Source organism: Microbacterium sp. 2RAF4, from assembly GCF_052115285.1.
GTDB lineage: Bacteria > Actinomycetota > Actinomycetes > Actinomycetales > Microbacteriaceae > Microbacterium > Microbacterium oxydans.
This window is the reverse complement of sequence record NZ_JBFRGI010000001.1, coordinates 254,935-277,844: the sequence shown is the minus strand read 5'-3', so window position 1 is coordinate 277,844 and position 22,910 is coordinate 254,935. Positions and strand designations below refer to the sequence as shown.

The following is a 22,910-nucleotide window of genomic DNA, read 5'->3' as shown; positions in this document are numbered from 1 at the left end:
ACGTCGCCCGAGAACCTCGCCCTAGAAGAGGAGCGACGACAGCCGGTTGCGCGCCGACACCACTCGCGGATCCTCCGCGCCGATGAGGCCGAAGAGCTCGACCAGACGCTCCCTCACCGGAACGCGCTGATCGGCCGGGAGCTGCGAGAACAGGTCGAGCAACCTGCCGAAGGCGTCTTCCACGTGTCCCCCTGCGAGATCGAGGTCGGCCACGTCGAACTGCGCCTGGACATCGAGCGGGCCATCCGCTGCCGCAGCGCGCGCCGCCTGCAGATCGAGGCCCTGCACGCGGTCGAGGAGGCGCACCTGGCCGAGCCCCGCGATCGCGTCTGCGTCACGGGGGTTCTCCGCGAGCGCCTTCTCATAGGCCTTGATGGCCGCCGCGTAGTCCCCGAGCTCGATCGCTGCGAATGCCTCAGCGTGCAGCGGTGGAAGCTCCGGCTCTGCGGGGACCGCTGGTTCTGCACCCTCCTCGGACACCGAGAGCGAGCCGGTGACACCGTTCTGGGCCGCCACCTGAAGCAGCTGGGCGAACACATCGCGCACCTGCTGCTCCGGCACGGCACCCGTGAACATGGGCACGGGCTGCCCGGCGATCAGCGCCACCACCATGGGAATCGACTGCGCACGGAAGCTCTGGGCGAGCTGAGGGTTCGCGTCGACGTCGACCTTGGCGAGCAGCACTCGTCCACCGAGTTCGCGCGTCACCTTCTCGATGATCGGGCTCAGCTGCTTGCACGGACCACACCACTCCGCCCAGAGGTCGACGACCACGGGGACGGTCCGCGAGAGCTCGAGGATCTGTCCGAACGTCTCATCGGTCGCGTCGACGACCACATCGGCGACAGGCGGTGCGGATGCTGCGTCGGTCGGAGCTGCCGGCCGTTTGCGGAGGCTCGACAGGTCAACGGCGCCGCGCAGGGCGGCGGGAGAGATCTCACTCATTTGATCACCTTCACGGACAGGAGGTCCTGGTGGGCTGCCAGGAGCCGGATCTGCTCCGTCGATCCCTTCGCAGGGACCGAGAAGAACAGCTGGAACTCGTAGGTCGTCTCGACGCCCTTCGCGGACTCGGTCGCGTCGGTGAGCGCCTTCGCCTGCGCGTTGTCACCGAAGCGGATGGAGACATCCTCGCCGGTCGGCGTCACTGTTTCCGTATCGGTGAGGGTGACGGCGACGATGGCCCCGCTGTCGAGAGTCGTCATCGAGATGGGGGCGTCCTGCGTCGCAGCCATGTCGAAGGCCGCCTTCGAGGTTTCGGCGGCCCCCTTGTCCGCAAGCGCCTGGACCACAGCCTGACGACTGTCGGTGATCGACTTCGCATAGGTGAGGGCGAGATCGTCGAACTTGCCGTACGACGCGCTCTGTTCCCCTTGATCGACGACGTCGGCGAAGGTCGTGGCCAGATCGGCAGGAGGGATCGTGAGGAAGGCCGAGTCGGACGGAACGAGAGACGTCCCGAGCCAAGAGGCTGCGACTTCCGGGAAGGCGGCGTCCGCAGACATCTCCGCCATGTGCGAGACCTTGTAGTTCGACCACGGATCGGCCTGCGTCATCGTGAGCACGACGGGCGGCACGGTGTCGTCTCCGGTCTTCGACAGCATCAGGACGGTGCGAGGCCACTGATCGGTCGCCTCGGGGAGCACGACCTCCACGTCGTCGGTCGGGATGGCCGCGGGCGGCACCGTCTCCGGAATCTTCGTCCGCAACGCGTACTCCGTGGTCCTGGTCGCCAGCGCGGGTCCTTCGAAGCGCGTTGCGAGCAGATCGAGATCGAGGGCTGCGTCCGCCTCGCTCACGGTGCCGGCGAGCGATTTGAGGATGCGCTTGGCCTGAGCTTCGGTGACCGCCGGCGGCTTCTGGTTCTCCGGTGCGACCACCGTGGGGCTCGGCGAGGGGGTCGGCGAGGCGTCGCCCAGCTGCGGCCAGGAGTCCGACGAGCAACCGGCCGCGAGGATGGCTGTGAGTCCGAGCGCGGGGATCACGAGAAGACGACGCCGCCGACGAACGTTCGCGGCTCGCATCGATGTCTTGGAGCCGGGGTCTTTGGTCTCGTCCACGATCTCGGCGTCCTCCACCTCGTCGTCCTGCCGTGGACTCGCCTGCGCAGGGGCCGCGGTGGCGGAGTCGGAGTCTTCGATCGCGGCGCGCTCCGCGGGCGGAAGCGTGGCGAGGTCGATCGGCTCGGTGATCGGAAGCGGACCGGGTCCCTTGCGTCGCGGACCGCGCCCCCGACGCTGATGGCGGATGGCCAGGACGTAGAGGATGAGGCCGAGCAGCAGCATGACTCCACCCGCGACCATGAGCGGTCCGGCCCACGGTGTCGAGTTGTCGAGCGGCCAGGACACCACGATGTCATCGGGAGCGTCGGCGGTCCCGTCATAGGCGACGAGCAGACTCGTGCCTTCCGGGAGCTGCATGTTCTCCGCGGTGAGTCGATCCTCCTTGACGAAGGAGTCGAGCCAGAGGTCGGAGCCGCGCGGGTCGCGGCCCGTCGGAGCGCCTTCTGACGGATCGGCCTGGCCGTCGCTCGGAGCGTCGGTGGATGTGTCGGTCTCGGAGTCGGAGGCAGCGATGTGCTTGACGGCCAGATCGCCGTCCTTCTTCATCGTGACCTGGTTGTAGTCGGAGTCCGCGAGCCAGGCCTCCATGTCGGCCGTGCGACCGTAGCTGCCGAAGATCTCGCCCTGCCCACGGACGATCAGTGTCTGGGCACCGGGATTCGCTCGAAGAACGTCGCCGTCGATGAGAACGAACGGCGCCGGTTCACTGATCTCGACCTGGGTCTTCTGAGTGGCGGGGCCCATGAAGATGGTGCGCTGAGCAATCCCTGCACCGATCAGTACGGCAGCCAGCACGAAGGCCACCACGGCCCATACGAAACGCACGAATAGTCTCCTCACGCATCGCGGGCCTCTGCCCGCGACGCAACACTCGACATTTCAGACTAGCGAAATCAGCTGTGTGTTGCCCACGAGCAGACGCAGTGACCGCTGGATCGGCACGTCGTCCGCGCCGACGAAGCGCGTCTGGATAATCTTGCGGGAGCCGTCCCGAGGAGTCTCCGATGAAGATCCACAATCCCTTCCGCACCGCCCTGGTGGCGACGCTCGGCGTGGGGTTGGGGATCCTGCTGATCAACAGCGTGCAGAATCTCTCCACCGTGCTGCTCTATCTCGGCACCGCCCTGTTCCTGAGTCTCGGGCTCGACCCGCTGGTCTCGTTCCTCGAACGCCGGCGCCTCCCTCGCTGGGCGGCCGTGTCGGTGACGATCCTCGCGGTGCTCGGCGTCTTCGTGAGCATCGTGCTCATCGTCCTCCCGGTCCTGGTGGACCAGATCTCCCAGCTGGTAGCCCAGATATCGGCGATCGTGCAGCGAGGGACGGCGATCGACGACCTCAAGCAGTGGATGACCGAGGCGTTCCCGAACCTTCGCGTCGATGATGTCTTCAGCTATGTGGAGGACTGGCTGACGACGAACCTCACGGAGATCGGCGGTTCCATCGGCCAGGGCGTGCTCGTTGCCAGCGGTGCTGTTCTCAGCGGCTTGTTCGGAGCCTTCATCGTCCTGATCCTGACGATCTATCTGACGGCTTCCACGCCGTCGCTCAAGCGCGCCGTCTACCAGCTCGCCCCGGCATCGAAGCGCGATCGATTCATCGATCTGTCCGAGCAGATCACCGACTCGGTCGGCTACTACGTCATGGGCCAGGTGACCCAGGGCGTGATCAATGGTGTGCTCAGCGCGATCTACCTCTCGATCATCCAGGCACCATTCCCCGCCGTCCTGGCCGTGATCGCCTTCTTCTTCTCGCTGATCCCGCTCGTCGGCACGCTCACCGGCTCGACGATCATCGTCCTGGTGTGTCTCATCCCCGGGCTCGGTTCCCCGGCGACCGCCATCGCCGCGGCGATCTACTACCTGATCTACATGCAGATCGAGGCGTACATCATCTCCCCCCGCATCATGAGCCGCGCCGTATCGGTGCCCGGTGCCGTCGTCGTGGTGGCAGCCCTCGCCGGAGGAAGCCTGCTCGGTCTCCTCGGCGCTCTGATCGCGATCCCCGTGGCCGCGAGCATCCTGATCATCTACCGCCAGGTGCTCATCCCGCGGATGAACGAGCTCTGACGTCGGGGCCGTCGGCCACTCAGTCGTCGGCAGGCCAGTGGGTGGCGAGAGGCAATGCGGAAGGGTTGACCACCGCGACGATCTCGGTGAGCACGCGCCGCGTCTGCGTCTCCCCCACCCAGAGATGCTTGCCGCCCTCCACCGCGATCAGCGTGGCGTGCGGAATCGCGGCGAAGCGTTCCCTGGCCTCTGCCGGCCGCAAGTAGTCGTCGAGCTCCGGTACCAGGACAACGACGGTGCGGTCGGTCGACGCCCAGGCGGCGACCTCTTCCGGCGTCGCGCGGTGCAGCGGCGGCGAGAGGAGGATGATGCCCTCGATGTCATGCTCCCTGCCGTACTTCAGAGCGAGCTCCGTGCCGAAGGACCACCCGAGCAGCCAAGGGCGCGGCAGAGCGCGATCGCGGACGAAGTCCATCGCGGCGGCCACGTCGAACTGTTCAGCGGCTCCCCCGTCGAAACTCCCGTCGCTGGTGCCTCGTGGGGAGGTGGTGCCTCGCGTGTTGAACCTGAGGACGGCCAGGTCTGCAAGGGCGGGCAGCCGTGCAGCCGCCTTCCGGATGATGTGCGAATCCATGAAGCCACCGGCGGTCGGCAGCGGATGCAACGTCACGAGCGTCGCGACGGGTGGCGCGTCCTCGGGCTGAGCGAGCTCCCCGACGAGGGTGAGGCCGTCCGCCGTGGTCAGCTCGATGTCCTCGCGTCGTGCGGGCAGTTCCAGCGGTCCGCGGATCTCGATGGTCATGCAAGCCTCCAACAGTGCGTATGCCAGTGCCGACGGGCCGCCAGGTCAGCGGCGTCCCCGAGTACCCCGTCCGCGCGCCAGGCCACGAGATGAGCCGTCCCGGCGACGATGCCACGGCCGCAGCCGGGACACACGTATTCCTTCTGCGCCTGCGCGGCCGACACCGGTTGAACGGTCCACTCGCTGCCACGTCGAGTCTCGGTGCGCTTCCAGCCGGCGAGGAGACGATCGAATGAGTCCTCGGATTCAGGGCGCGCCGAAGGGCGTCTGCGGGAGCGGGGCATCGTGCCTGCTCACCACCAGTGGTTGTTGACCCAGAAGTTGTAGGCGCCGGCCCAGCTGCCGTAACGGCCGGTGGCGTAGCCCGTCGCCCAGCGGAGATTGTCGACCGGGTTGTAGCCGTTGCCGGGTACCTTGCTGCAGGGCAGAGCCTGCACCAGTCCGCATGCCCCTGACGACTTGTTCGTGGCGTTGGGGTTCCAGCCGCTCTCGCGCGATACGACGTAGTCGACGTACTGCCAGTCGCTTTGCGCGATTCCGGCGGCAGCCATCCACTCCGCAGGAGCCCCACCACCCGTGTAGGGAGGAAGCGCGCCGCGGGAGGATCCGCCGGATGAACCGGTCTTGGGTGCTGCCGCCACGGTGGGAACGGGTGCCGGTTTCGGCTTCACGTACACCTCGAAGCCCCCGCGCACGACCGGCGCGATCTCGGCACCCTCGACGGTGACGGTGAGGTTCTGCGTGTCAGCGAGCGCCAGAGAATACGCCGAGTCCGGCGACTCCTCCGGTGCCGGCGCGGCCAATGCCACTCCGGTCGGAGCGACGAGCGCACCGGCGAAGCCGACGACCGCGAGGGCGCTGAAGACGCCGACGACGCCGCGGCTCCGAGACCAGCGACGGGTGCCCGTGCGCGCCGAACCGGCCTTCGCTGCGGGCACAGGCGAACGGTCGTTTCTGTCTGGAGTGATGTCGTTTCGGGAGTTCACGATGAAGGACAGTCTACGCAAGGTCGCCTGAATCGACCATCAGGAACCTCAGCGAACCGCGAGAATGACGTCGATCGTGGCGTCGAGAAGGGCATCCACCTGCTCCTCGCGGTATCCGCCGCGCTGCATCCGGAACGCTGCGGACCGCAACTGCTCGGCCGTCAGAGGGTCCCCGTCACGCAGATAACGAACGATGCGGGTCGACACGTGGTCGACCTCGTCGAGACGATAGCCGAACGTGAGTACCCCGGTGCGGGCGAAACGATGCCGACGGGGGCGAGCCAGGTGATCCAAGATGACCTGCGCGTCCGCCCGCGCCTGCTCGACCCAGGCTCCGGCACCCTGTGCGCGCACGACTCGCTCGCGTTCCCGCGCAGCGAAGGCGTCTTCGACGCGTCCGAGTGCAGCATCGACATCGGCGACCACGTAGCCGTTCTTGACCAGAGGGAACGAGGCCGTCCGCACATCCTCCGCGCTGAGGTCCGCGCCGCCCTCTTCGAACGCGCGCCGGGCCGAGGCGAGGAACGTGTCGACGGCTGCACGGTGGTATCCGCGCACACGTCCGGATGTGAGGGCGAACGCCGCGGGCGCCTGCGTGGGATGTTCGTCCAACTGATCTTCGGTCATCACAGAGCCACCCAAGGAGAGAAGAGGAAGTAGAGACACAGAGCCGGGATGGTGGAGGGAAGGATGCTGTCGAGTCGATCGAGCAGCCCGCCGTGACCCGGCAGCCAGGAACTCATGTCCTTGATGCCGAGGTCCCGCTTCAGCATGGATTCACCCAGGTCGCCGAGCGTCGCCGAGAGCAGGATCGAGACACCGAACACCAGGCCGCACCACCACGGCAGCTCCAGGAGGAAGATCGCCAGCAGCACGCCGGCGGCGATGGACGCAGCGACCGCACCTCCGAAACCTTCCCAGGTCTTCTTCGGACTGATCTTCGGCGCCATGGGGTGTCGACCGAAGGCCAGACCGGCGGCGTAGGCACCCGTGTCGGCGGCGACGGCGATCGCGATGAAGCTGAGCACCCACCACTCACCGCCCTCCTGCTTGAGCAGGATGAGCGCGATCCCCGCGAGGAAGGGGACGTACACCTGGACGAAACCACTGATCACAGCGTCGGCGAGCACGTCGCCGTAGGTTCGCCCGTCCCTCTCCACCATCTGCGCGATGAGTCGCCAGACGATCACGAAGGCAACGGACACGAAGAGCATCACCCAGCAGAGCCACGGCTCCGCGAAGTACGCCGAAAGCACCAGGAAAGTGGCTGCGATCAGCTGCGGCACCACGTCGACTCGCCGCCCGGAACCCCGCAGGGCCCTCGAGAGCTCGTACACACCCAGCAACGCGGCCGCGAGAGCGAACGGCACGAAGAGCACCTTCAGGAACAGCAGCGAGCCGAGCAGCGCAGCTCCGAACGCGAGGCCGATCACCGTGGCGAGGATGAGATCCCGGCCGGTGCGCTCCTTGATGCGTTCGTTCGCCTGGTCGAGCTGATCGCGTGCGTGGGAGACGTGGCTGCCGAGCTCATCCCTCGCCGCGCGCCACTGCTCACGGATGGCGTTGTGGTCCGCCGTGTCCAGAGGGCTGACGCCCCCGGCGGCGACGCGGTCCGCGGGCGCGGGAAGCGGCGGCCGAGGGGGCACCTCGGCACTGTCGAACGACGGGAACGCCGCATCGACGAGCGGGACGCCTTCGGACGGCGTGCCGTGATGCGCGTCTCGACGCGCGAACGGCTTGTCGTCGTCGGCATCTCGCGTTTCGTCAGACATCCCGACTACACCTCGAGGAGTTCTGCCTCTTTGCGCTTCAGCGCGTCATCGATGAGATCGACGTGCTGGCGCGTCAGAACGTCGAGTTCCTTCTCACCACGAGCGATCTCATCCTCGCCGAGCTCGCTCTTGAGCGCGTCGAGCTCATCCTTCGCCTTGCGGCGGATGCCACGGACGTGGACCTTCGCGTCCTCGGCCTTGGTCTTGACGAGCTTGACGTACTCCTTGCGCCGCTCGGCGGTGAGCTCCGGCATGGTCACCCGCACGAGATTGCCGTCGTTCGTGGGATTCGCACCGAGGTTCGGCATGTCACGGATCGCCTGCTCGATCGCCTTCAGAGCGGACTTGTCGTACGGGGTGATGATGAGCGTCCGCGCCTCCTGGTTCGCCAGGGACGCGAGCTGCGCGATCGGCGTGGGAGTGCCGTAGTAGTCCACGAGGACCTTCTGGAACATCTGCGGGTTCGCACGACCGGTGCGCACCGTGGAGAAGTCCTCCTTGGCAGCTTCGACCGCCCGGTTCATGCGAGTGGTGGTTTCAGCGAGGACGTCCGCGATCACGGTGACTCCTATCGTCGGGGTGTTCTGCAAATTCTATCGGGCGAAGTCGTCTCCGCCCGCCGCACACTCAGGTGGTGACCAGCGTGCCGATCGGGTCGCCGAGCAGAGCGCGGGTGACGTTGCCCGCCGGCTCCATGCCGAAGACGCGCATGTTCATGTTGTTATCCATGCAGAGGCTGAACGCTGTCGAATCGACGACCTTCAGGCCCCGCTGCAGTGCGTCGCTGTACGTGACCTGCTCGATGCGCTCGGCGTCGGCGTGCTTGTTCGGATCCGCGGTGTAGATGGCATCGACGCCGTTCTTGGCGACGAGGACCTCTTCCGCACCGATCTCCAGCGCGCGCTGAGCCGCGACCGTGTCGGTCGAGAAGTACGGAAGACCGGCGCCGGCTCCGAAGATCACGACGCGCCCCTTCTCGAGGTGGCGCTCGGCCCGACGCGGGATGTAGGGCTCCGCGACCTGAGTCATCGAGATCGCCGACTGCACGCGCGTCGCGGCACCGGCCTGCTCGAGGAAGTCCTGCAGCGCAAGGGCGTTCATCACCGTGCCGAGCATTCCCATGTAATCAGCGCGTCCCCGGTCCATTCCGCGCTGGCTCAGCTCGGCTCCGCGGAAGAAGTTCCCACCCCCGACGACGATCGCCACCTCGACGCGGTCGACGGCGGCGGCGATGTCGCGCGCGATCTGGCTGACGACGTCCGGGTTGACCCCCAGCTGTCCAGCGCCGAAAGCCTCTCCGGAGAGCTTGAGAAGGACGCGTCGGCGTCCGGTGCGTTCAGTCATGGGTGGGTGTCCTCTCGTCCCGATTCAAGATAGTGCCTCGTGGGCATGAAGAAGGGGTTCGGATCATGACGATCCGAACCCCTTCGACGTTGCTACGCGCCGACCTTGAAGCGCGCGAAGTCCGTGACGGTGATACCGGCGTCCTTCGCCACCTGGGCGACAGAGAGCTTGTTGTCCTTGGCGTAGTCCTGCTCGAGCAGGGCTACCTGCTTGATGAACGCGGAGACACGGCCTTCGACGATCTTCGGGAGAGCCGCTTCCGGCTTGCCCTCGTTGCGGGAGATCTCGGTGACGATCTCGCGCTCCTTCTCGACAGCGTCCGCCGGGACGTCCTCACGGGACAGGTACGACGGGTTGGCGAACGAGATGTGCTGAGCGATGCTGCGAGCGGTCTCGGCGTCGTCACCCGTGTAGGCGACGACGACGCCGATCTGCGGGGGCAGATCCTTGCTCGTGCGGTGCAGGTAGACCTCGACCTTGTCGCCGGAGATCGTGCGCACACGACGCAGCTCGACCTTCTCGCCGATGATCGCGGCCTCTTCGGAGATGACCTGCTCGACGCTCTTGTCGCCGGCGGATGCAGCCAGGGCGGCGTCGACCGAGTCGGCCTTCACCGCGGCGGCGGCGTCGGCGACCTTGTCGGCCAGCGCGATGAAGCGCTCGTTCTTCGCGACGAAGTCCGTCTCGCACGCGAGCTCGATGAGCGTCACGGCGCCATCCTGCTCGCGAGCGACGATGAGTCCCTCGCTGGTCGAACGGTCAGCGCGCTTCGCGTTGCCCTTCGCACCCTTGAGACGCAGGATCTCGGTGGCCTTCGCAACGTCTCCGTCGGCCTCCTCGAGCGCCTTCTTGGTGTCGACCATTCCGGTGCCGAGCTGCTCGCGCAGCGCCTTCAGGTCAGCGATGGTGAAGTTGGCCATGTGTGGTGGCTCCTTGCTTCGTTAGGTGTGTGTACGAGGGATTACTTGGCGTCAGCGGCTTCGGCGGCGGCGACCTCGGCGGTCTCCTCACCGGAAGCGGCGGCGATCGCCTCGTCGTGTGCCTCGGCACCGGCCTCGTCGGCAGCGGTCTCGTCGGCAGCGGGGGTCTCGACGACGGCGGCAGCATCATCCGCGGTGGTGACCTCGGCGGCGTCAGCGGACTCCTGGACCTCCTGCGCGGGGGCTTCGAGAAGCTCCTTCTCCCAGTCGGCGAGAGGCTCGGCGTCACCGGTCTCCGGGTTGTGCTTCTGCTGCAGGCCCTCGGCCGCGGCGTCCGCGATGATGCGCGTGAGCAGCGACACCGAGCGGATGGCGTCGTCGTTGCCGGGGATCGGGTACTGGAAGTCGTCCGGGTCGGCGTTCGTGTCGAGGATGCCGATCACCGGGATGCCGAGCTTCTTGGCCTCGTCGATGGCGAGGTGCTCGCGCTTGGCGTCGACGACCCAGATGGCAGACGGCGTCTTCGTGAGGTTGCGGATACCACCGAGCGACTTGTGCAGCTTGTCGAGCTCGCGCTTCTTGAGGAGCAGCTCCTTCTTCGTGAAGCCGCTGTTCGCCGGGGTCTCGTAGTCGAGCTCCTCGAGCTCCTTCATGCGAGCCAGACGCTTGGAGATCGTCTGGAAGTTGGTGAGGAGACCGCCGAGCCAGCGCTGGTTCACGAACGGCTGGCCGACACGCGTGGCCTGCTCCGCCAGGATCTCCTGCGCCTGCTTCTTGGTGCCGACGAAGAGGATGGTGCCGCCGTGGGCGACCGTCTCCTTGACGAAGTCGTAGGCCTTGTCGATGTAGCCGAGCGACTGCTGGAGGTCGATGATGTGGATGCCGCTGCGCTCGGTGAGGATGAAGCGCTTGACCTTCGGGTTCCACCGACGGGTCTGGTGTCCGAAGTGCACGCCGCTGTCGAGCAGCTGGCGGATGGTGACCACAGCCATGGTCGTCTCCTGGTTCTGGCGCGATTCTGCGCCGTTGAGGTTGCAAGCCGACCGGATGGTCGGACTCCCTGGTGCCCGGCTCACACCCGCCTGTCGTGAGGACAGGACCTGTGGGAGTGGATGCCGCGAAACGAGTCGCTCTGGGCACGCGTAGTCACCTCGATCTCGAGGTGCTCCTCCAGCATACAGGATCATGCGGTCTCTCCTCCTGCACGGCCGCACGCCCTTCTGGCTTACTCCCTGGATCCGGCCCTTCACAGCGCAGCGCACGCCCCGTCGCCCGCGCACAGTCAGGATGCACTCATGCACCCCAGGTCCGGAATGCCATCGCTGCTCTTCACGATCCTGCTCGTCGTCATGATGCTCGACTTCGGCGCGGCGTCTCCCGCTCGCTCGGCACCGACGTCGGATGATGCTGACACGCCCACCTGGAGTTGGCCGGTCGCGGGCCCGCGCTCCGTCGTCGCACCCTACCGTGCGCCGGCGCACCGATACGGAGCCGGGCATCGTGGCGTCGACCTCAGCGCCCCACCGGGAGCCGAAGTGACCGCGCCTGCCGACGGGGTGGTCGCGTTCCGAGGGACGGTCGTGGATCGGCCGCTGCTCACCATCGAGCACGGCGGCGGGCTGGTATCGACGTTCGAACCGGTCCGTTCTGACCTCGTGGTCGGCGCGCACGTCGCCGAGGGCCAGCAGATCGGAGTCGTCGACGTGGGCGGGCACGCTCCGTCTGGGGCGTTTCACCTCGGCGTGCGTCTCGACGGGGACTACATCAACCCGATGCTGCTCTTCGGAGATGTTCCGCGAGCGGTGCTCCTCCCCTGCTGCGAGACCCCGTGATCGAGCCTCCGAGCCCTCGGGTCAGGCCCGCGGATGGGCGAGCCGGTAGGTGGCCGTCAGGCGTTCGGTCGAGACGTGGGTGTAGATCTGCGTGGTGCCGAGGCTGGCGTGTCCGAGAATCTCCTGTACCGCTCGCAGATCCGCTCCGCCGTCGAGCAGATGGGTGGCGGCGGTATGACGGAGCGCGTGCGGACCGATCGTCTCCGCGCCGACGATCGGTGCGAGCACACGTGCGACGAGTTCGTACACCGTGCGCGGACCCACTCGCCCCCCTCTGCTTCCGAGGATCATGGCCGGGGTGAAGGTCCGTGACCTGGCGATGAGAACCGGCCTTCCTCGTCGCAGGTACGCGGAGACGGCATCCCGTGCCGGCGCCCCGTACGGAACGACGCGTTCCTTGTCTCCCTTGCCGACCACTCGGGCTGTGCCGCGGTCGAGGTCGAGGTCGTCGACATCCAGACCGCAGAGTTCGGAGACGCGGATACCGGACCCGTAGAGCAGCTCGAGGATGGCATGATCTCGCAGCGCGAGCGGGTCACCGCCCGAGGCTGCGGCGCGATGCGCGTCGAGGAGCTCGGACATCGCGTCGCGCGAGGCGACCGTCGGCAGCGTTCTCCCCTTCTTCGGCGCGACCAATCTCAGGCTCGGGTCATGCGCGACGATCCCCTGTTCAGACGCCCAGCCGAAGAAAGACCGCGCGGTTGCGGCGCGGCGTGCGAGCGTGGACCGCGCATCTCCGCGCTGCGTGGCGTTCCATAGCCAGTTCCGGAGGACTTCCAGGTCGACGTCCTCGACGGCGACTCCCCCTGCAGAAGCGGCGAGGTCGCGAAGGTCGGAACGATAGGCCTTCACCGTCGCCGACGACAGCCGACGCACCCGCTGCAGGTGGTCGGCGAACGCGTCTGCGGCCGCCGGGATCTCCATGACTCCAGCTTGCCGCGATCGAGCTCCCTTATCGGCAGCCTCGCCGTCGGATCCGCTACCGTCGGGAAGCCGCCGCCCGGTGCCACCCCGCACCGTCGAGCGCGACATCTCCTTCCAGGTGCAGAAGGCCGAGCACTGATCGGACACGATCAGGCGAGAGCCCCGACCGGCGGGCGACCTCGTCGATCGAGAGGCGAGTCCGGCTACTCATGACTTCCAGGATGCGACTGTGAAGAGGATCACGCTCCCCCAGGCTCGGCTCCGGTCGATGACCCATCGCGCCGAACAGCTCTCGCACCTCCTGGGCCGACGTGACACACTGCGCGTCGTATTCGCGCAGCAACCGGTGGCACCCCGCCGATGAGGCGGAGGTCACCGCCCCGGGGACGGCACCGAGTGGACGCCCGAGCGTCGCAGCATGACCTGCGGTGTTCAAGGATCCGCTCCGCCAGCCCGCTTCGACGACGACGGTCGCGTGTCCCAGCGCGGCGATCAGACGATTCCTCGCGAGTAAACCATGACCATGACTGTTGAAATTCTCGAACGCCAAGCGGATGGGGTGCATGGCAAGCGCATCATCCCCCAAGGACGATAAGTTCGGTGGCGTGAGTGCAAAGTGGACCTGGATTTTCGGCATCGCAACCGGCGCGAGCTTCATTCTCGCGCTTGTCTTCTTTGTGGCAACGCAAGGTATGACGGGGAGAGACGCGTTCGCCGCTGGAATCGGACTCATCTTCGGTGCGACGCTTGCAGCGTTCGTCTCGACTTTCGTCTTTCACGGTGAGAACCGAACACGACGTATCGCTGAGGAGGTCGCATTGGCCGCGAAGAAGCTGGACCTACTGCAGGCGTTGCCGACACGCTCGGAGGAGATCTCCGCTCTCATCACTCGCGTCGCGGAGCTGGACTCACAAGCGGCCACGCAAGACGGCGAGAAGAACTCGAAGCTCGAAGCCGCCAGGGAGTCCGCGGGCAGTGGATACCCTGCCGAAGCCGAGCGCGAGAAGGGCGAAGCCAACGCTGCGCTCCACCGTGCTGTCGGCCTGCGCGCGAGCCGAAGCGAAGCGAAGGCCGAACTAGATCGCGTCAGGGCTCTCACTGATGATGAGTTCTTGGCAGAGCAACGACACTTGCGCGGACTGGCATGACCCGCACCGGGACGTTCACCACCGCGTAACGAACCGCTAGCGCGCCCCGGCCCCACGCCCCGGCAAAGTTCATCACCGTGGAGTGATGAACGTTGACGACGAACTGATCCAAGCCCTGAGAGCGCTCCGTGCTCTCGACCTGCCACCCGCTAGGCACTCCTACCTGCATCGCGTGCTCATCCACGCACCAACCTCCGCTGACCGCCAACGCATCGTCACAGAGGCCCGGCAGGAAGTTGCGAGGAACGCCTACAAAGCCCGTGCAGCCATCGAAGGAGCCTATGAGGCGCAGAGGGAGCGGGAGGCACTGATAAGCGCCCAGAAGCCGCGTAAAGCCCCTACGAAGGTCACCGAGGAACACCGCCGACACGTACACGAGTTGCGGCAGGCGGGTTTGACCTTGCATGCCATCTCCGAACAAGTGGATCTTGCACCGTCGACGATTTACCGGCTTCTCGCTGATCCGCTGGAGGAACAGCCCGTGAATCCCGCGAACGCGAGAAACAAGAAAAAGCCTAGTGACATTGCACAATTGGACGAATGAGACGTATAAGCCCATGGGTCTCAGCGCGATAGTAGACCCAAGCGGAGTGTAGGAGCAACGCACAACATTCAGTTGGAATCTCGCCGGGTTTGCGTCTCTTCATCATCAATCCGCGCTCGGCGAGATTCCAGCCTTCTCCTCCTACCTGAGAAGGTCAAGAACAGATTGATGATGATATGGCTACGAAGCTTACCCCGAAACAACCTAACGATCCTCAGTTGCTCAGCGCCATGGAGTTTCGCAAGTTCCTTGAATACTGCCCGGATGTCATCCTAAAGCGCCACAATGTTCCAGGCGGGGCATTCTGGGGCGTCGGAATGGCCCTTGCCCAGCATATCAACTATGCGACGGGCCAGAAGAGCCGGTTGAGCCAGCGCGGCATCGCGGCAATCTCGCGAACCACTCCACGTACTACAAAGGTCGTCCTTGACTTCCTTAAGGCCCAAGGGGTCATTGTCGTTGTCGATCATCAGCGCCGCAACGGCAAGCTGTCCGAAAACTACAGCTTCAGAAAGTCACCATTCGTCCGCGAAGTGCTGAAGCTCGCCAACCAGCACTGGACTCCAGAGTCACGCACGCAAGAACGGGCAGTGGTGGCTGAGAGCACCAGTACTGGTGCTCCAGAGCTACAGACTGATGCTCCAGAGCTACAGACTGATGCTCCAGAGCCAATGATAAGAACAAAAGATCACAAGATCGAAAAGAACAGCTCGGATAAATCCTCGCCCGCGCCTATCGTCGCTATGCCTCCGGCACGCGACGGCGCGGCAAAAGAAAAAACACCTCAAGATGTCTGGGGTGGATTAGAAGTGAATCTTGACGAAGATGATCCTTTCCCAAGGCCTGGTCTCACCGTGGACGAATTCCGCCAGATGGCGGGACTGTAGAAATATATCTCAAAAACTTCTCGAATTCTGTGAAGTTTCGAGACACTATGACCGATAGTAGTACATGGGAAGGCGTTGGACTCCATCTCATCAGGTAACGCCTTTTCTTCTTCACAGTGGGTAGTGGTGCATTTCTTTTCATCGAGGTCCGTGCACCACTACCCTTGAAAATACAGGGAAACCCATGGGTAGAAATTCAACGGTGGTAACACACCCACAACGAACACGCATTGACACGATGCTTGATGATGGTGTTAGTTACGCCGATATCGCACGCACGGTAGGTGGGACGAGCGTTGCAAGCATCGGAAGGTACGCACTATCTCGAAAATCAGAGCTGGCAAAGATCGTCGATGACGCACCTGGCGTGACCCTGGTTCTATCCCGCCTCGTCGAAGCGGCCGATCATGCCCGCACCGTCCGCCGACAGTCCAAGCTCACAGCTTCACCAATGGCGCAGAGCCGCGCAATCAAGGGTGAGGCGGAGATTCTGGCGAAGCTCATCACGGAGCTTGGGATCGATGACACGTCTATCGATGAAGCTCTCGAAGAGGTCCAGGCGCTGACAGTGGGCGTTCGTCTGTTCGTGCGCACATATCCAGACTCCGCCCCCGACCTTCTTGGAGTGCTGTCCGAGAACCCAGAGACCCGAGGGCTAGCGAATGCTCTCAGCGCGCAGATCAAGAACAGGAACCGATCATGACCCCCAAGACAGACACTGTGACCATTCACGCACTGAAGACCGGCCTGACGGTCCCCCGTGACACCTACGGCGGCATCGTCCTCTACCAAGGCCAAACCGTCACCCTCACGGCGAAGCAGATTGAGCAGACATACGACCGCGAGGGAAACAGCTGGTTGGACCTCAGTGAGGAAGACCAGCGAGCGAGGTGGGGAGAAGTCCGCTTCGGTCATGGCCCCGCGCCGGAAGGCATGGGCATCGGTGACGATGATGCCTATGGCGCGCGATACCACCGTCACCAGGCGGAGGTGGAGTACGCGAAGAAGATTTCAGATCCTGACGAGAGAATCGGCGCCCTCCGCCAGATTGCGAAGAAGTATCCCGAGCAGCGAGGAACGACTCAATGGACGTTGCGGGAGTACTGATGCCCACACGAACAGCACGAAGCACAGCAGCACAGCGAGCGGACCTTGTAAGGCTCACCGCTGATCTGGCAATCGCACTCGACGGCCTGCCTCAACGATTCTGGCTGACACGGAATCAAGCAGACGCCTACGAAACCGTCATGGCGCATCTACGCGCATGGATCGCATGGGAAGAAGATGAAAATGACTGACGACCGACTAAGCGCGATCATCGCGGAATCTCAACACAACCAGCGCACGAACCCCGCAGCCGCTGCCGACCGGCAGTATCAGCCCGAGGAGTGGCCCCCCGAGATGGAGGCCGAACTCATGCGCAACCGCTTCGGGACTGACGAGGAACGCCTGAGTACCCTCCTGGCCGAGCAGAACGAACGCACGCGCCGCACCTGACTTTCTTGAAACTTCCTCACGGGTCTTCTAGTAGCTCTACCGTGAGGAACGCCGTCCGCGATCCTGAGGCAAGCACGGCGGCACCCGATCCCCTCGTCTTCGTCTCACTGAGTCGAGGGGATCGCTCTGTCTCAAATCCATGCTTTCGGTCATCCGTTACACCCGATGGATTCTTGTACGGATAGACCCGATTCTCCGTCTCGAAAGTTGTATCTGTGACTTGTCTCAGAAGTGTGTAACGGATACAGTAGTGGACATGACCACTCAGAAGACGTTCGGCTACATCCGAGTCAGCACGGCAGCGCAGAACCTCGACCGTCAGACGGATGCACTCGTGGCGGCTGGCATCGACCCCGCCGACATCTACGCCGACACGATCAGCGGCGTGAAGACCACGCGCCCCGGTCTCGATGACCTCCTCAGCCGTGTACGCGACGGGGACCAGATTCAGGTTGTGAGCCTGGATCGACTCGGGCGAAGCGCCCTGCACGTGCTCAGCACGATTGCAGAGCTTGAGGAACGCGGGGTGACCGTGCTCAGCCTCAAGGACGGCGAGAACATGACTGGCGCTACCGGGAAACTCATGCGCGGACTCATGACCCTCATGGCGGAGTGGGAACGAGAAATGAACGCCGAGCGAGTAGCAGAGGCCAGAGCGGCGCGGGCGGCCCGCGCTCAAGCCGGTGAACAGGTAGCAGGACGGCCCCGCACGGCCCTCTCACCATCGAAGGTGGCAGAGGTCCATAAGCTGAAGGCCAAGGGCCGCACACCCTCTGAAATCGCCAAGCTCGCGGGCATGAGCCGTGCGAGCGTGTACCGCGCTCTGAGCGCCACCTAAAGGCTGTGGTCAGTTGTCGTAACGGATGATGATGTCCGTCGCCTTGGTGATGTGAAGCTGGTAGTGAACTTTCTCTTGCGAGTACACGAACCACTCTTCGCCGCTATCAAGATGCTTGCGCACCGCCATGTCGAAGTGACTCACGTCGCCGGACATAATTTCCAGCTGGACCCCACCTACGTACACTTCATTCGCCATCAGTGTCCCCATTCGTCTGACGCACGCCTTCGTGCGCAGTTGCCGTCATGCGCTCAGGGTAGCGCAGGGAGTGCAACCCCAAGCAAGACTGAGGGCGAGTGCTGGGAAGGAAAACCAGCACTCGCCCTCTTGGTCTAAGTGGCAGTCACCTATGACTGCATCGTGCTGAGGCTCCCATCTCCGAACGATTCCCACGTGCGGGTACCGCATTCGCTGCACCCGACTCCGACCACTGCGCGATGCTCCTCATCATTCACGCACGCTATCTCCGATTCGATTTCACAAGATTCCCCGAACATCCCCACGTCCTTTGATTGGCGGACCTAATTGCGATGAAGGGGAACCTCGTGCCTACAGGTTACGGCGTGCCCCCGACAGTCTGAGGGTGAACCTGTGTGCAACTCTGTGGATTGGGGACGCCAAGCGTCGGCGCTAACGGTCGCTGTATGCCGCTATTGGTCGGTATGCGAAATATGCGTGACGCTTCGTAAACTCTGGCCAGGTGCTCGATTGTGGAAGCTTCGGATGATGCCCGGGCGTGTCGCGCGACACCGGGCGTGGAGCCGTCAAGCGCGCTTAGGCGTGATCTTCACTCGCTCTGTTCCGCGCCCCGGATGAATCACGATGGAGAACAGTCCGTCGATCAGTTCCCGTTTCTGATTCAGCGGCAGATCATCGTAGGCGAGACTCGCAAGCATGCGTTGCGTGCGCACTCCGGGAGGTTTCGCGGCCCAGACCTCAGCCGACCTCCTCATAGATGCGGCGACCTCGCTCAGAACGCGCGCCTGCACGCTCGACGCTGAGTAGGCCTCCAACTCGCGCTGCAGCGCCTCCTGTCGCTCTTGGAGCGGCTTCAGGTGCGGAAGTAGCTGATTCATCTTCAGGCCGTTAGAGAGGCCACTGAGGACATCCTGAATCTCGCCCTCCGTTCCAGTCAGATCGGCATTGATTTGGACGGCGCTACGAGAACCCGGCTCCAGCTCAACTCGGAACTCTGCATCAAGGAGCGTCTCGACAGTCCGAGTGCGGATGAGGTTGTCGAGAGACTTCTCGGTGATGCTCATGTGCCGCGTTGGGACGGCCTTGCAAACGTACGTGTTCCGGAACATCACCGGGGAGTCGCAGACCCCACAGCGTGCGATCCCGGACGCCAGATGTTTGATCGTTCCCCCGTGTGGGTTGTAACCCCGGTAGACGGCGGAGGAGGACTGAAGCCGAGCTAAGGCAAGCGCGTGGTCCTCCGCACTGATCAGCCGATCAACACTGTCGGCGGCTTCGTACTCGACCTCACCGAGTTTCAACCTCCCGGCGTAGGCCGCGTTCATCAGCGTGTCGCGAACCCTGCCCGTACGCCATCCGAGTTCGTCGGCCAGAGAGTGGATCGACGCCCCGCCAATGTAGCTGGCGAACAGGTGGCGGATGATGGAAGCTTCGTCAGGATGCTCCACCGTGTTCACTGTCCGCTTCAACGTCTGATCGGCTGGCAGGTATCCGAAGCGCCGCTTACCTAGTGGCGGAAGTCCGGCTTTCATCAGCGCTTCGTTCTTAGAGTTGATCCGGAGGCTGGTGTTCTTTGATTCGCCAAGGGCCTGTTCGCTGACGAGGATGATCGGCAGGCGGTTGGACGGCTCCGACGTATCCAGGCCGTCTTTGAAGAACAGAATCCGACCCTTGGCCTTCTCCAGATCATCGAGGAGAGTGCCGACCGCACCGGCTCCACGTCGGCTCAGCCTGTCCAACTTCCACACGAGCAGGGTAGAAACCTCGCCCGTGACGACGGCGCTTACAGCGTTCTCGAAGTGCTTGCGCCGGGTGTTCTTGTAGGCGCTCACGCCTGGATCACGCCAGACCTTCCGCACTGCCATGTTCTTGGTGGACGCCCAATCCCTCAGGTCGGACTCCTGGCGATCCATGCCATCTTTAGATTCATCGAAGATCGAGAGACGCACATAGATGTCCACTAGTTCCATACCGTCATCATAGAGAGGGTTTACGCGCCAGGAACCTCCACTTCGTCGGCGCGGTGCCGCAGGGTGGCTCGCTCACCAGCGCCCCCTCCTCGGCGATCTGCGTCAGGAGGGCCTGGTGCCCCGCCGGGTACGCACGGTCGACTCCGCCAGCGAGGAACGCCACTGTCGCGCCCTCGACTCCGAGGGCAGCTCTATGGGCGGCTCCGTCGATCCCGTACGCACCGCCCGACACGATCACCACGCCTGTGGCTGCCAGATCCCCCGCGATCTCTGCGGCCACGTGCTCGCCGTACCCCGAGGAAGCGCGCGCACCGACGATGGACACGCGAGGTTGATGGTCGAGCAGCTCCACACGACCCCGCACCCACAGGGCGGCGGGGACATGCGGTCCGAGATCATCGAGGGCGGCGGGCCAAGCCGCGTCGCCGGGTATCAGCAGCCGGACACCAGCGGCAGCGGCACCGTGGAGCGCTGTCAGCACGGCTCGTGGTGCTGCCCGCGGGATCCAACGCGCCCGCCCGTCGGCGAGCATGCGGGATGCCGCTGCGTTCGCGCTTCCCGGGGACAGCAGCGATGATGAGTGCCCCACGGCCACGGAGAGTGCCTCCGCAGCACCGAGTTCCGCGATCAGAGCACCGGCGACGGCATCGCCCGGCTCCGCGATCACGGTCCATGCGACGCGTGCCATGCACTCGTCCACACTCTCACCGGGATGGATCTCCTCCGCGAGGGCCACAGCTTCGGCATCGGACAGGAGCTCATCGATCATCGCGGCAGCCCCCTTCGAAGGTGCAGTGCGCGGCCGATCTCGTCGGTTCCCGGCCTGTCCAGCGCAGCCAGGTCCGCCATGGTCCATGCGACCCGGAGAACGCGGTCGTAGCCGCGAAGCGTCAGCGCGCCACGCTCCAGTGCCCGGTCGAGCGGCGATCGCGTCGAAGCGGGCAGCCGGAGCGCTCCCTGCCGTAACCAGGTACCCGGCACATCCGCATTACGACGCCATCGGGTGCTCCTCCAACGGGACGCTGCTCTCGCCCGCGCGTCCGCGACACGATCCCGCGCCCGCTCAGTGCTCAGCTCCGCACTCGCGTCACCCGTCGCCCGCGATGCGGCGACCCTTGTCACCTGGAGATCGATGTCGATGCGATCGCGTAGCGGTCCGGACAGACGGGTGGAGTAGCGTCTGATCGCCATCGGCGGGCAGACGCACTCCGCGCCGCGCACTCCATGATTTCCGCAGGGACAGGGATTCATCGCGAGCACGAGTTGGAATCTCGCGGGGAAGGTCGCGGTGAATCCGGCCCGGTGCACAGCGATCACCCCCGATTCCAGCGGCTGGCGCAGGGCATCCAGCGCGACGCGTGAGAACTCGGCTGCTTCATCGAGGAACAGTACGCCGCGGTGCGCACGCGCTATCGCTCCCGGTCTTGCGACACGGGAGCCGCCACCGACCAGCGCCGCGACCGATGCGCTGTGGTGCGGGGCCTCCAGCGGAGGGAGAGGGTCCAGCGCCGACACCGGTTCTCCGCTGAGCGAGCGAACGGATGCGACCTCGAGCGCCTCCTCTTCATCGAGCGCGGGCATGATGCCGGGCAGTCGCCGGGCGAGCATCGTCTTACCGGCGCCAGGCGGACCGCTCAAGAGCATGTGGTGCCCACCGGCTGCGGCGACGATGAGAGCTTCGACGGCCTCCTCCTGCCCGATCACCTCGGCGAGATCGAGGGCCTCGCTCGAGCTCCGTGTGTCGGACGCCACCTCCACGAAGTCGACATCGGGCACTTCCACGTCGGCGCCGTGCCACACGGCGACCTCCGCCAGGGACCCGGCTGCGCGTACGTCGATACCGGGCACCAGCCTCGCCTCTGCTTCGTTCCCGTGTGGCACGATCGCCGTCTCGAATCCCGCTCGTGCCGCAGCGAAGACCGCGGGGAGGACGCCGGGCACCGGTCGGATCCTGCCGTCGAGACCGAGTTCGCCGATATGGACCGTCCGGGCGATGGAACGCGGCTCGACGGCTCCACCTGCGGCCAGGCACGCCACGGCGACGCCCAGATCGAACCCGGCGCCATGCTTCGGAAGGCTTGCGGGCGACAGGTTGACGGTGAGCCGTCGACGTGGCAGATCCAAGCCCGCGTTCTTGCAGGCGTTGTGCACGCGCTGGACGGCTTCTCCCAATGACTTGTCGGGAAGGCCGATGATCCGGAACTCGGGCGTCTGGTTCGACATGTCGGCCTCGACCTCGACGAGGTGTCCGTCCACGCCGGTCAGCGCGACAGCCCAGGTACGCGCGGTGCTCACGCGATGTCCACGAGATGCTCGAGCACACCGGTGATCGGGTCGGCTCCGATGATGCCGATCGCCTCGATGCGCACTTCTCGCCCCCGCGCTATTCCCGGATGCTCCGCGATCCACGCCTGCGCCAGTTGCCAGAGCCGCCGGCGCTTGCGCGCGTCGATCGCCTCGAACGGGTGCCCGAACGAGTCCGTCCGCCGCGTCTTGACCTCCACCACGGCGAGATGATCGCCGCAGACGGCGACGATGTCGATCTCCCCCTGCGTGCACCGCCAGTTCCTCGCGAGCACGGTGTATCCGCTGCTCCTCAGATGCTGCGCGGCGCGGTCTTCTCCCGCTCTTCCGAGTTCATCCTTCGCTGCCATCTGCCCAGCATCACGCGGACCAGCTACCGGGATCGGGGCACGGCTGCAGATTCACGGCATCTGGGGAGAAGTCGGCTCTACAGCGCAGTGTGGAGTGAGCCCGGGCGCGGTAGCACGAGAGGCTTCGTCACTCGCCGTCGAGCGAGAGCTCCTGCGGGAGTTCGAACTCCCTGCGCTGCAGCTCCTCGACGTTGACGTCCTTGAACGTGAGCACCCGCACGGCCTTCACGAAGCGATCCGCACGGTAGATGTCCCACACCCAGACGTCCGTCATCGAGATCTCGAAATAGAAGTCGTGCTCGGTGTCTCGGCGGACGACGCTCACGTCATTGGCCAGGTAGAACCGGCGCTCGGTCTCCACGACGTACTGGAACTGCGACACCACATCCCGATACTCCCGGAACAGTGCCAGCTCGAGTTCGCGGTCGTAGTCGTCGAAGGCTTCCTCATCCATGATGTGTCCATCCTAGAGTCGCGGGCACCGGGGCGCGTCATCGGCTGCCGGGACGCGTCCTCGGCACCCCT

General features: G+C 64.9%; 28 protein-coding genes. 9 read left to right on the top strand and 19 right to left on the bottom strand.

The features are described 5' to 3' along the window. Positions 1-21: 21 nt before the first annotated feature. Complete coding sequence (locus tag AB4070_RS01365; protein ID WP_441978591.1) at positions 22-945, bottom strand: tetratricopeptide repeat protein; 924 nt, start codon at positions 943-945, stop codon at positions 22-24. Next, the gene (locus tag AB4070_RS01360; RefSeq protein WP_441978590.1) at positions 942-2,888 is read right to left on the bottom strand and encodes a glycosyl transferase; all 1,947 of its coding nucleotides are present in this window, start codon (positions 2,886-2,888) and stop codon (positions 942-944) included. Before AB4070_RS01360 ends, AB4070_RS01365 begins: the two co-directional genes overlap by 4 nt. 179 nt (positions 2,889-3,067) lie before the next feature. Here AB4070_RS01360 and AB4070_RS01355 point away from each other — a divergent pair, with 179 nt between their 5' ends. Continuing rightward, the gene (locus AB4070_RS01355) at positions 3,068-4,129 is read left to right on the top strand and encodes an AI-2E family transporter (protein WP_441978589.1); all 1,062 of its coding nucleotides are present in this window, start codon (positions 3,068-3,070) and stop codon (positions 4,127-4,129) included. A 19-nt stretch (positions 4,130-4,148) separates the two neighbouring features. Here AB4070_RS01355 and AB4070_RS01350 read toward each other — a convergent pair whose 3' ends face one another. From AB4070_RS01350 to rpsB, 9 genes are all read right to left on the bottom strand, one after another. After that, a complete protein-coding gene (locus tag AB4070_RS01350) occupies positions 4,149-4,871 on the bottom strand; it encodes an alpha/beta hydrolase (RefSeq protein ID WP_441978588.1) in 723 nt (240 codons plus the stop codon). Further along, positions 4,868-5,155: a hypothetical protein gene (locus AB4070_RS01345; protein WP_082108564.1), complete on the bottom strand. Its 288-nt coding sequence runs from the start codon at positions 5,153-5,155 to the stop codon at positions 4,868-4,870. The genes AB4070_RS01350 and AB4070_RS01345 overlap by 4 nt, the downstream gene beginning before the upstream one ends. Positions 5,156-5,164: 9 nt before the next feature. Next, positions 5,165-5,809 (bottom strand): transglycosylase SLT domain-containing protein, encoded by a 645-nt coding sequence (locus tag AB4070_RS01340; protein ID WP_046747097.1) that lies wholly within the window; start codon positions 5,807-5,809, stop codon positions 5,165-5,167. A gap of 96 nt (positions 5,810-5,905) precedes the next feature. Then, complete coding sequence (locus AB4070_RS01335; protein WP_441978587.1) at positions 5,906-6,484, bottom strand: DivIVA domain-containing protein; 579 nt, start codon at positions 6,482-6,484, stop codon at positions 5,906-5,908. Next, a complete protein-coding gene (locus AB4070_RS01330; RefSeq protein WP_441978586.1) occupies positions 6,484-7,629 on the bottom strand; it encodes a phosphatidate cytidylyltransferase in 1,146 nt (381 codons plus the stop codon). Before AB4070_RS01330 ends, AB4070_RS01335 begins: the two co-directional genes overlap by 1 nt. Before the next feature lie 5 nt (positions 7,630-7,634). Then, complete coding sequence (frr, locus tag AB4070_RS01325; protein ID WP_017830710.1) at positions 7,635-8,189, bottom strand: ribosome recycling factor; 555 nt, start codon at positions 8,187-8,189, stop codon at positions 7,635-7,637. A gap of 67 nt (positions 8,190-8,256) precedes the next feature. Next, positions 8,257-8,973: a UMP kinase gene (pyrH, locus tag AB4070_RS01320; RefSeq protein ID WP_282846985.1), complete on the bottom strand. Its 717-nt coding sequence runs from the start codon at positions 8,971-8,973 to the stop codon at positions 8,257-8,259. A 92-nt stretch (positions 8,974-9,065) separates the two neighbouring features. Next, positions 9,066-9,893 (bottom strand): translation elongation factor Ts, encoded by an 828-nt coding sequence (gene tsf, locus AB4070_RS01315; protein ID WP_045265219.1) that lies wholly within the window; start codon positions 9,891-9,893, stop codon positions 9,066-9,068. 41 nt (positions 9,894-9,934) lie between these two features. Then, on the bottom strand, positions 9,935-10,885 hold the full coding sequence (gene rpsB / locus AB4070_RS01310; RefSeq protein ID WP_046747065.1) for a 30S ribosomal protein S2: 951 nt from the start codon (positions 10,883-10,885) through the stop codon (positions 9,935-9,937). 303 nt (positions 10,886-11,188) lie between these two features. Between rpsB and AB4070_RS01305 the strand changes: the two genes are divergently transcribed. Then, positions 11,189-11,725, top strand: coding sequence for a murein hydrolase activator EnvC family protein (locus tag AB4070_RS01305; protein ID WP_441978585.1), 537 nt, complete (start codon positions 11,189-11,191; stop codon positions 11,723-11,725). A gap of 21 nt (positions 11,726-11,746) precedes the next feature. Here AB4070_RS01305 and AB4070_RS01300 read toward each other — a convergent pair whose 3' ends face one another. Further along, entirely contained in the window at positions 11,747-12,649 is a 903-nt protein-coding gene (locus AB4070_RS01300) for a tyrosine recombinase XerC (RefSeq protein ID WP_441978584.1), read from the bottom strand. Positions 12,650-12,704: 55 nt separating this feature from the next. Then, positions 12,705-13,214, bottom strand: coding sequence for a DNA-processing protein DprA (locus tag AB4070_RS01295; protein ID WP_441978583.1), 510 nt, complete (start codon positions 13,212-13,214; stop codon positions 12,705-12,707). Between AB4070_RS01295 and AB4070_RS01290 the strand changes: the two genes are divergently transcribed. From AB4070_RS01290 to AB4070_RS01260, 7 genes are all read left to right on the top strand, one after another. Beyond that, a complete protein-coding gene (locus AB4070_RS01290) occupies positions 13,213-13,797 on the top strand; it encodes a hypothetical protein (RefSeq protein ID WP_441978582.1) in 585 nt (194 codons plus the stop codon). The genes AB4070_RS01295 and AB4070_RS01290 overlap by 2 nt on opposite strands. A gap of 85 nt (positions 13,798-13,882) precedes the next feature. Next, positions 13,883-14,341, top strand: coding sequence for a hypothetical protein (locus AB4070_RS01285; RefSeq protein ID WP_441978581.1), 459 nt, complete (start codon positions 13,883-13,885; stop codon positions 14,339-14,341). 176 nt (positions 14,342-14,517) lie between these two features. Beyond that, positions 14,518-15,228, top strand: coding sequence for a hypothetical protein (locus tag AB4070_RS01280; protein WP_441978580.1), 711 nt, complete (start codon positions 14,518-14,520; stop codon positions 15,226-15,228). 238 nt (positions 15,229-15,466) lie between these two features. Beyond that, positions 15,467-15,931 carry a hypothetical protein gene (locus tag AB4070_RS01275; RefSeq protein ID WP_441978579.1) on the top strand — a complete coding sequence of 155 codons (465 nt, stop codon included), beginning with the start codon at positions 15,467-15,469 and terminating at the stop codon, positions 15,929-15,931. Next, positions 15,928-16,335: a hypothetical protein gene (locus AB4070_RS01270; protein ID WP_441978578.1), complete on the top strand. Its 408-nt coding sequence runs from the start codon at positions 15,928-15,930 to the stop codon at positions 16,333-16,335. Before AB4070_RS01275 ends, AB4070_RS01270 begins: the two co-directional genes overlap by 4 nt. A gap of 183 nt (positions 16,336-16,518) precedes the next feature. Beyond that, entirely contained in the window at positions 16,519-16,725 is a 207-nt protein-coding gene (locus tag AB4070_RS01265; protein WP_441978577.1) for a hypothetical protein, read from the top strand. Between the two features lie 256 nt (positions 16,726-16,981). After that, a complete protein-coding gene (locus AB4070_RS01260; protein ID WP_441978576.1) occupies positions 16,982-17,563 on the top strand; it encodes a recombinase family protein in 582 nt (193 codons plus the stop codon). 9 nt (positions 17,564-17,572) lie between these two features. Here AB4070_RS01260 and AB4070_RS01255 read toward each other — a convergent pair whose 3' ends face one another. The 6 genes from AB4070_RS01255 to AB4070_RS01230 all read right to left on the bottom strand — a co-directional run bounded on the left by AB4070_RS01255 (position 17,573) and on the right by AB4070_RS01230 (position 22,839). Next, positions 17,573-17,761, bottom strand: a complete 189-nt coding sequence (locus AB4070_RS01255; protein ID WP_441978575.1) for a hypothetical protein — start codon at positions 17,759-17,761, stop codon at positions 17,573-17,575. Positions 17,762-18,327: 566 nt separating this feature from the next. Then, positions 18,328-19,731 carry a recombinase family protein gene (locus AB4070_RS01250; RefSeq protein ID WP_441978574.1) on the bottom strand — a complete coding sequence of 468 codons (1,404 nt, stop codon included), beginning with the start codon at positions 19,729-19,731 and terminating at the stop codon, positions 18,328-18,330. Between the two features lie 7 nt (positions 19,732-19,738). After that, a complete protein-coding gene (locus AB4070_RS01245; protein WP_441978573.1) occupies positions 19,739-20,500 on the bottom strand; it encodes a DNA-processing protein DprA in 762 nt (253 codons plus the stop codon). Further along, positions 20,497-22,026 (bottom strand): YifB family Mg chelatase-like AAA ATPase, encoded by a 1,530-nt coding sequence (locus AB4070_RS01240; RefSeq protein WP_441978572.1) that lies wholly within the window; start codon positions 22,024-22,026, stop codon positions 20,497-20,499. Before AB4070_RS01240 ends, AB4070_RS01245 begins: the two co-directional genes overlap by 4 nt. Continuing rightward, positions 22,023-22,385: a YraN family protein gene (locus AB4070_RS01235; RefSeq protein WP_441978571.1), complete on the bottom strand. Its 363-nt coding sequence runs from the start codon at positions 22,383-22,385 to the stop codon at positions 22,023-22,025. Before AB4070_RS01235 ends, AB4070_RS01240 begins: the two co-directional genes overlap by 4 nt. 127 nt (positions 22,386-22,512) lie before the next feature. Beyond that, a complete protein-coding gene (locus AB4070_RS01230) occupies positions 22,513-22,839 on the bottom strand; it encodes a DUF2469 family protein (protein WP_441978570.1) in 327 nt (108 codons plus the stop codon). Positions 22,840-22,910: the final 71 nt, after the last annotated feature.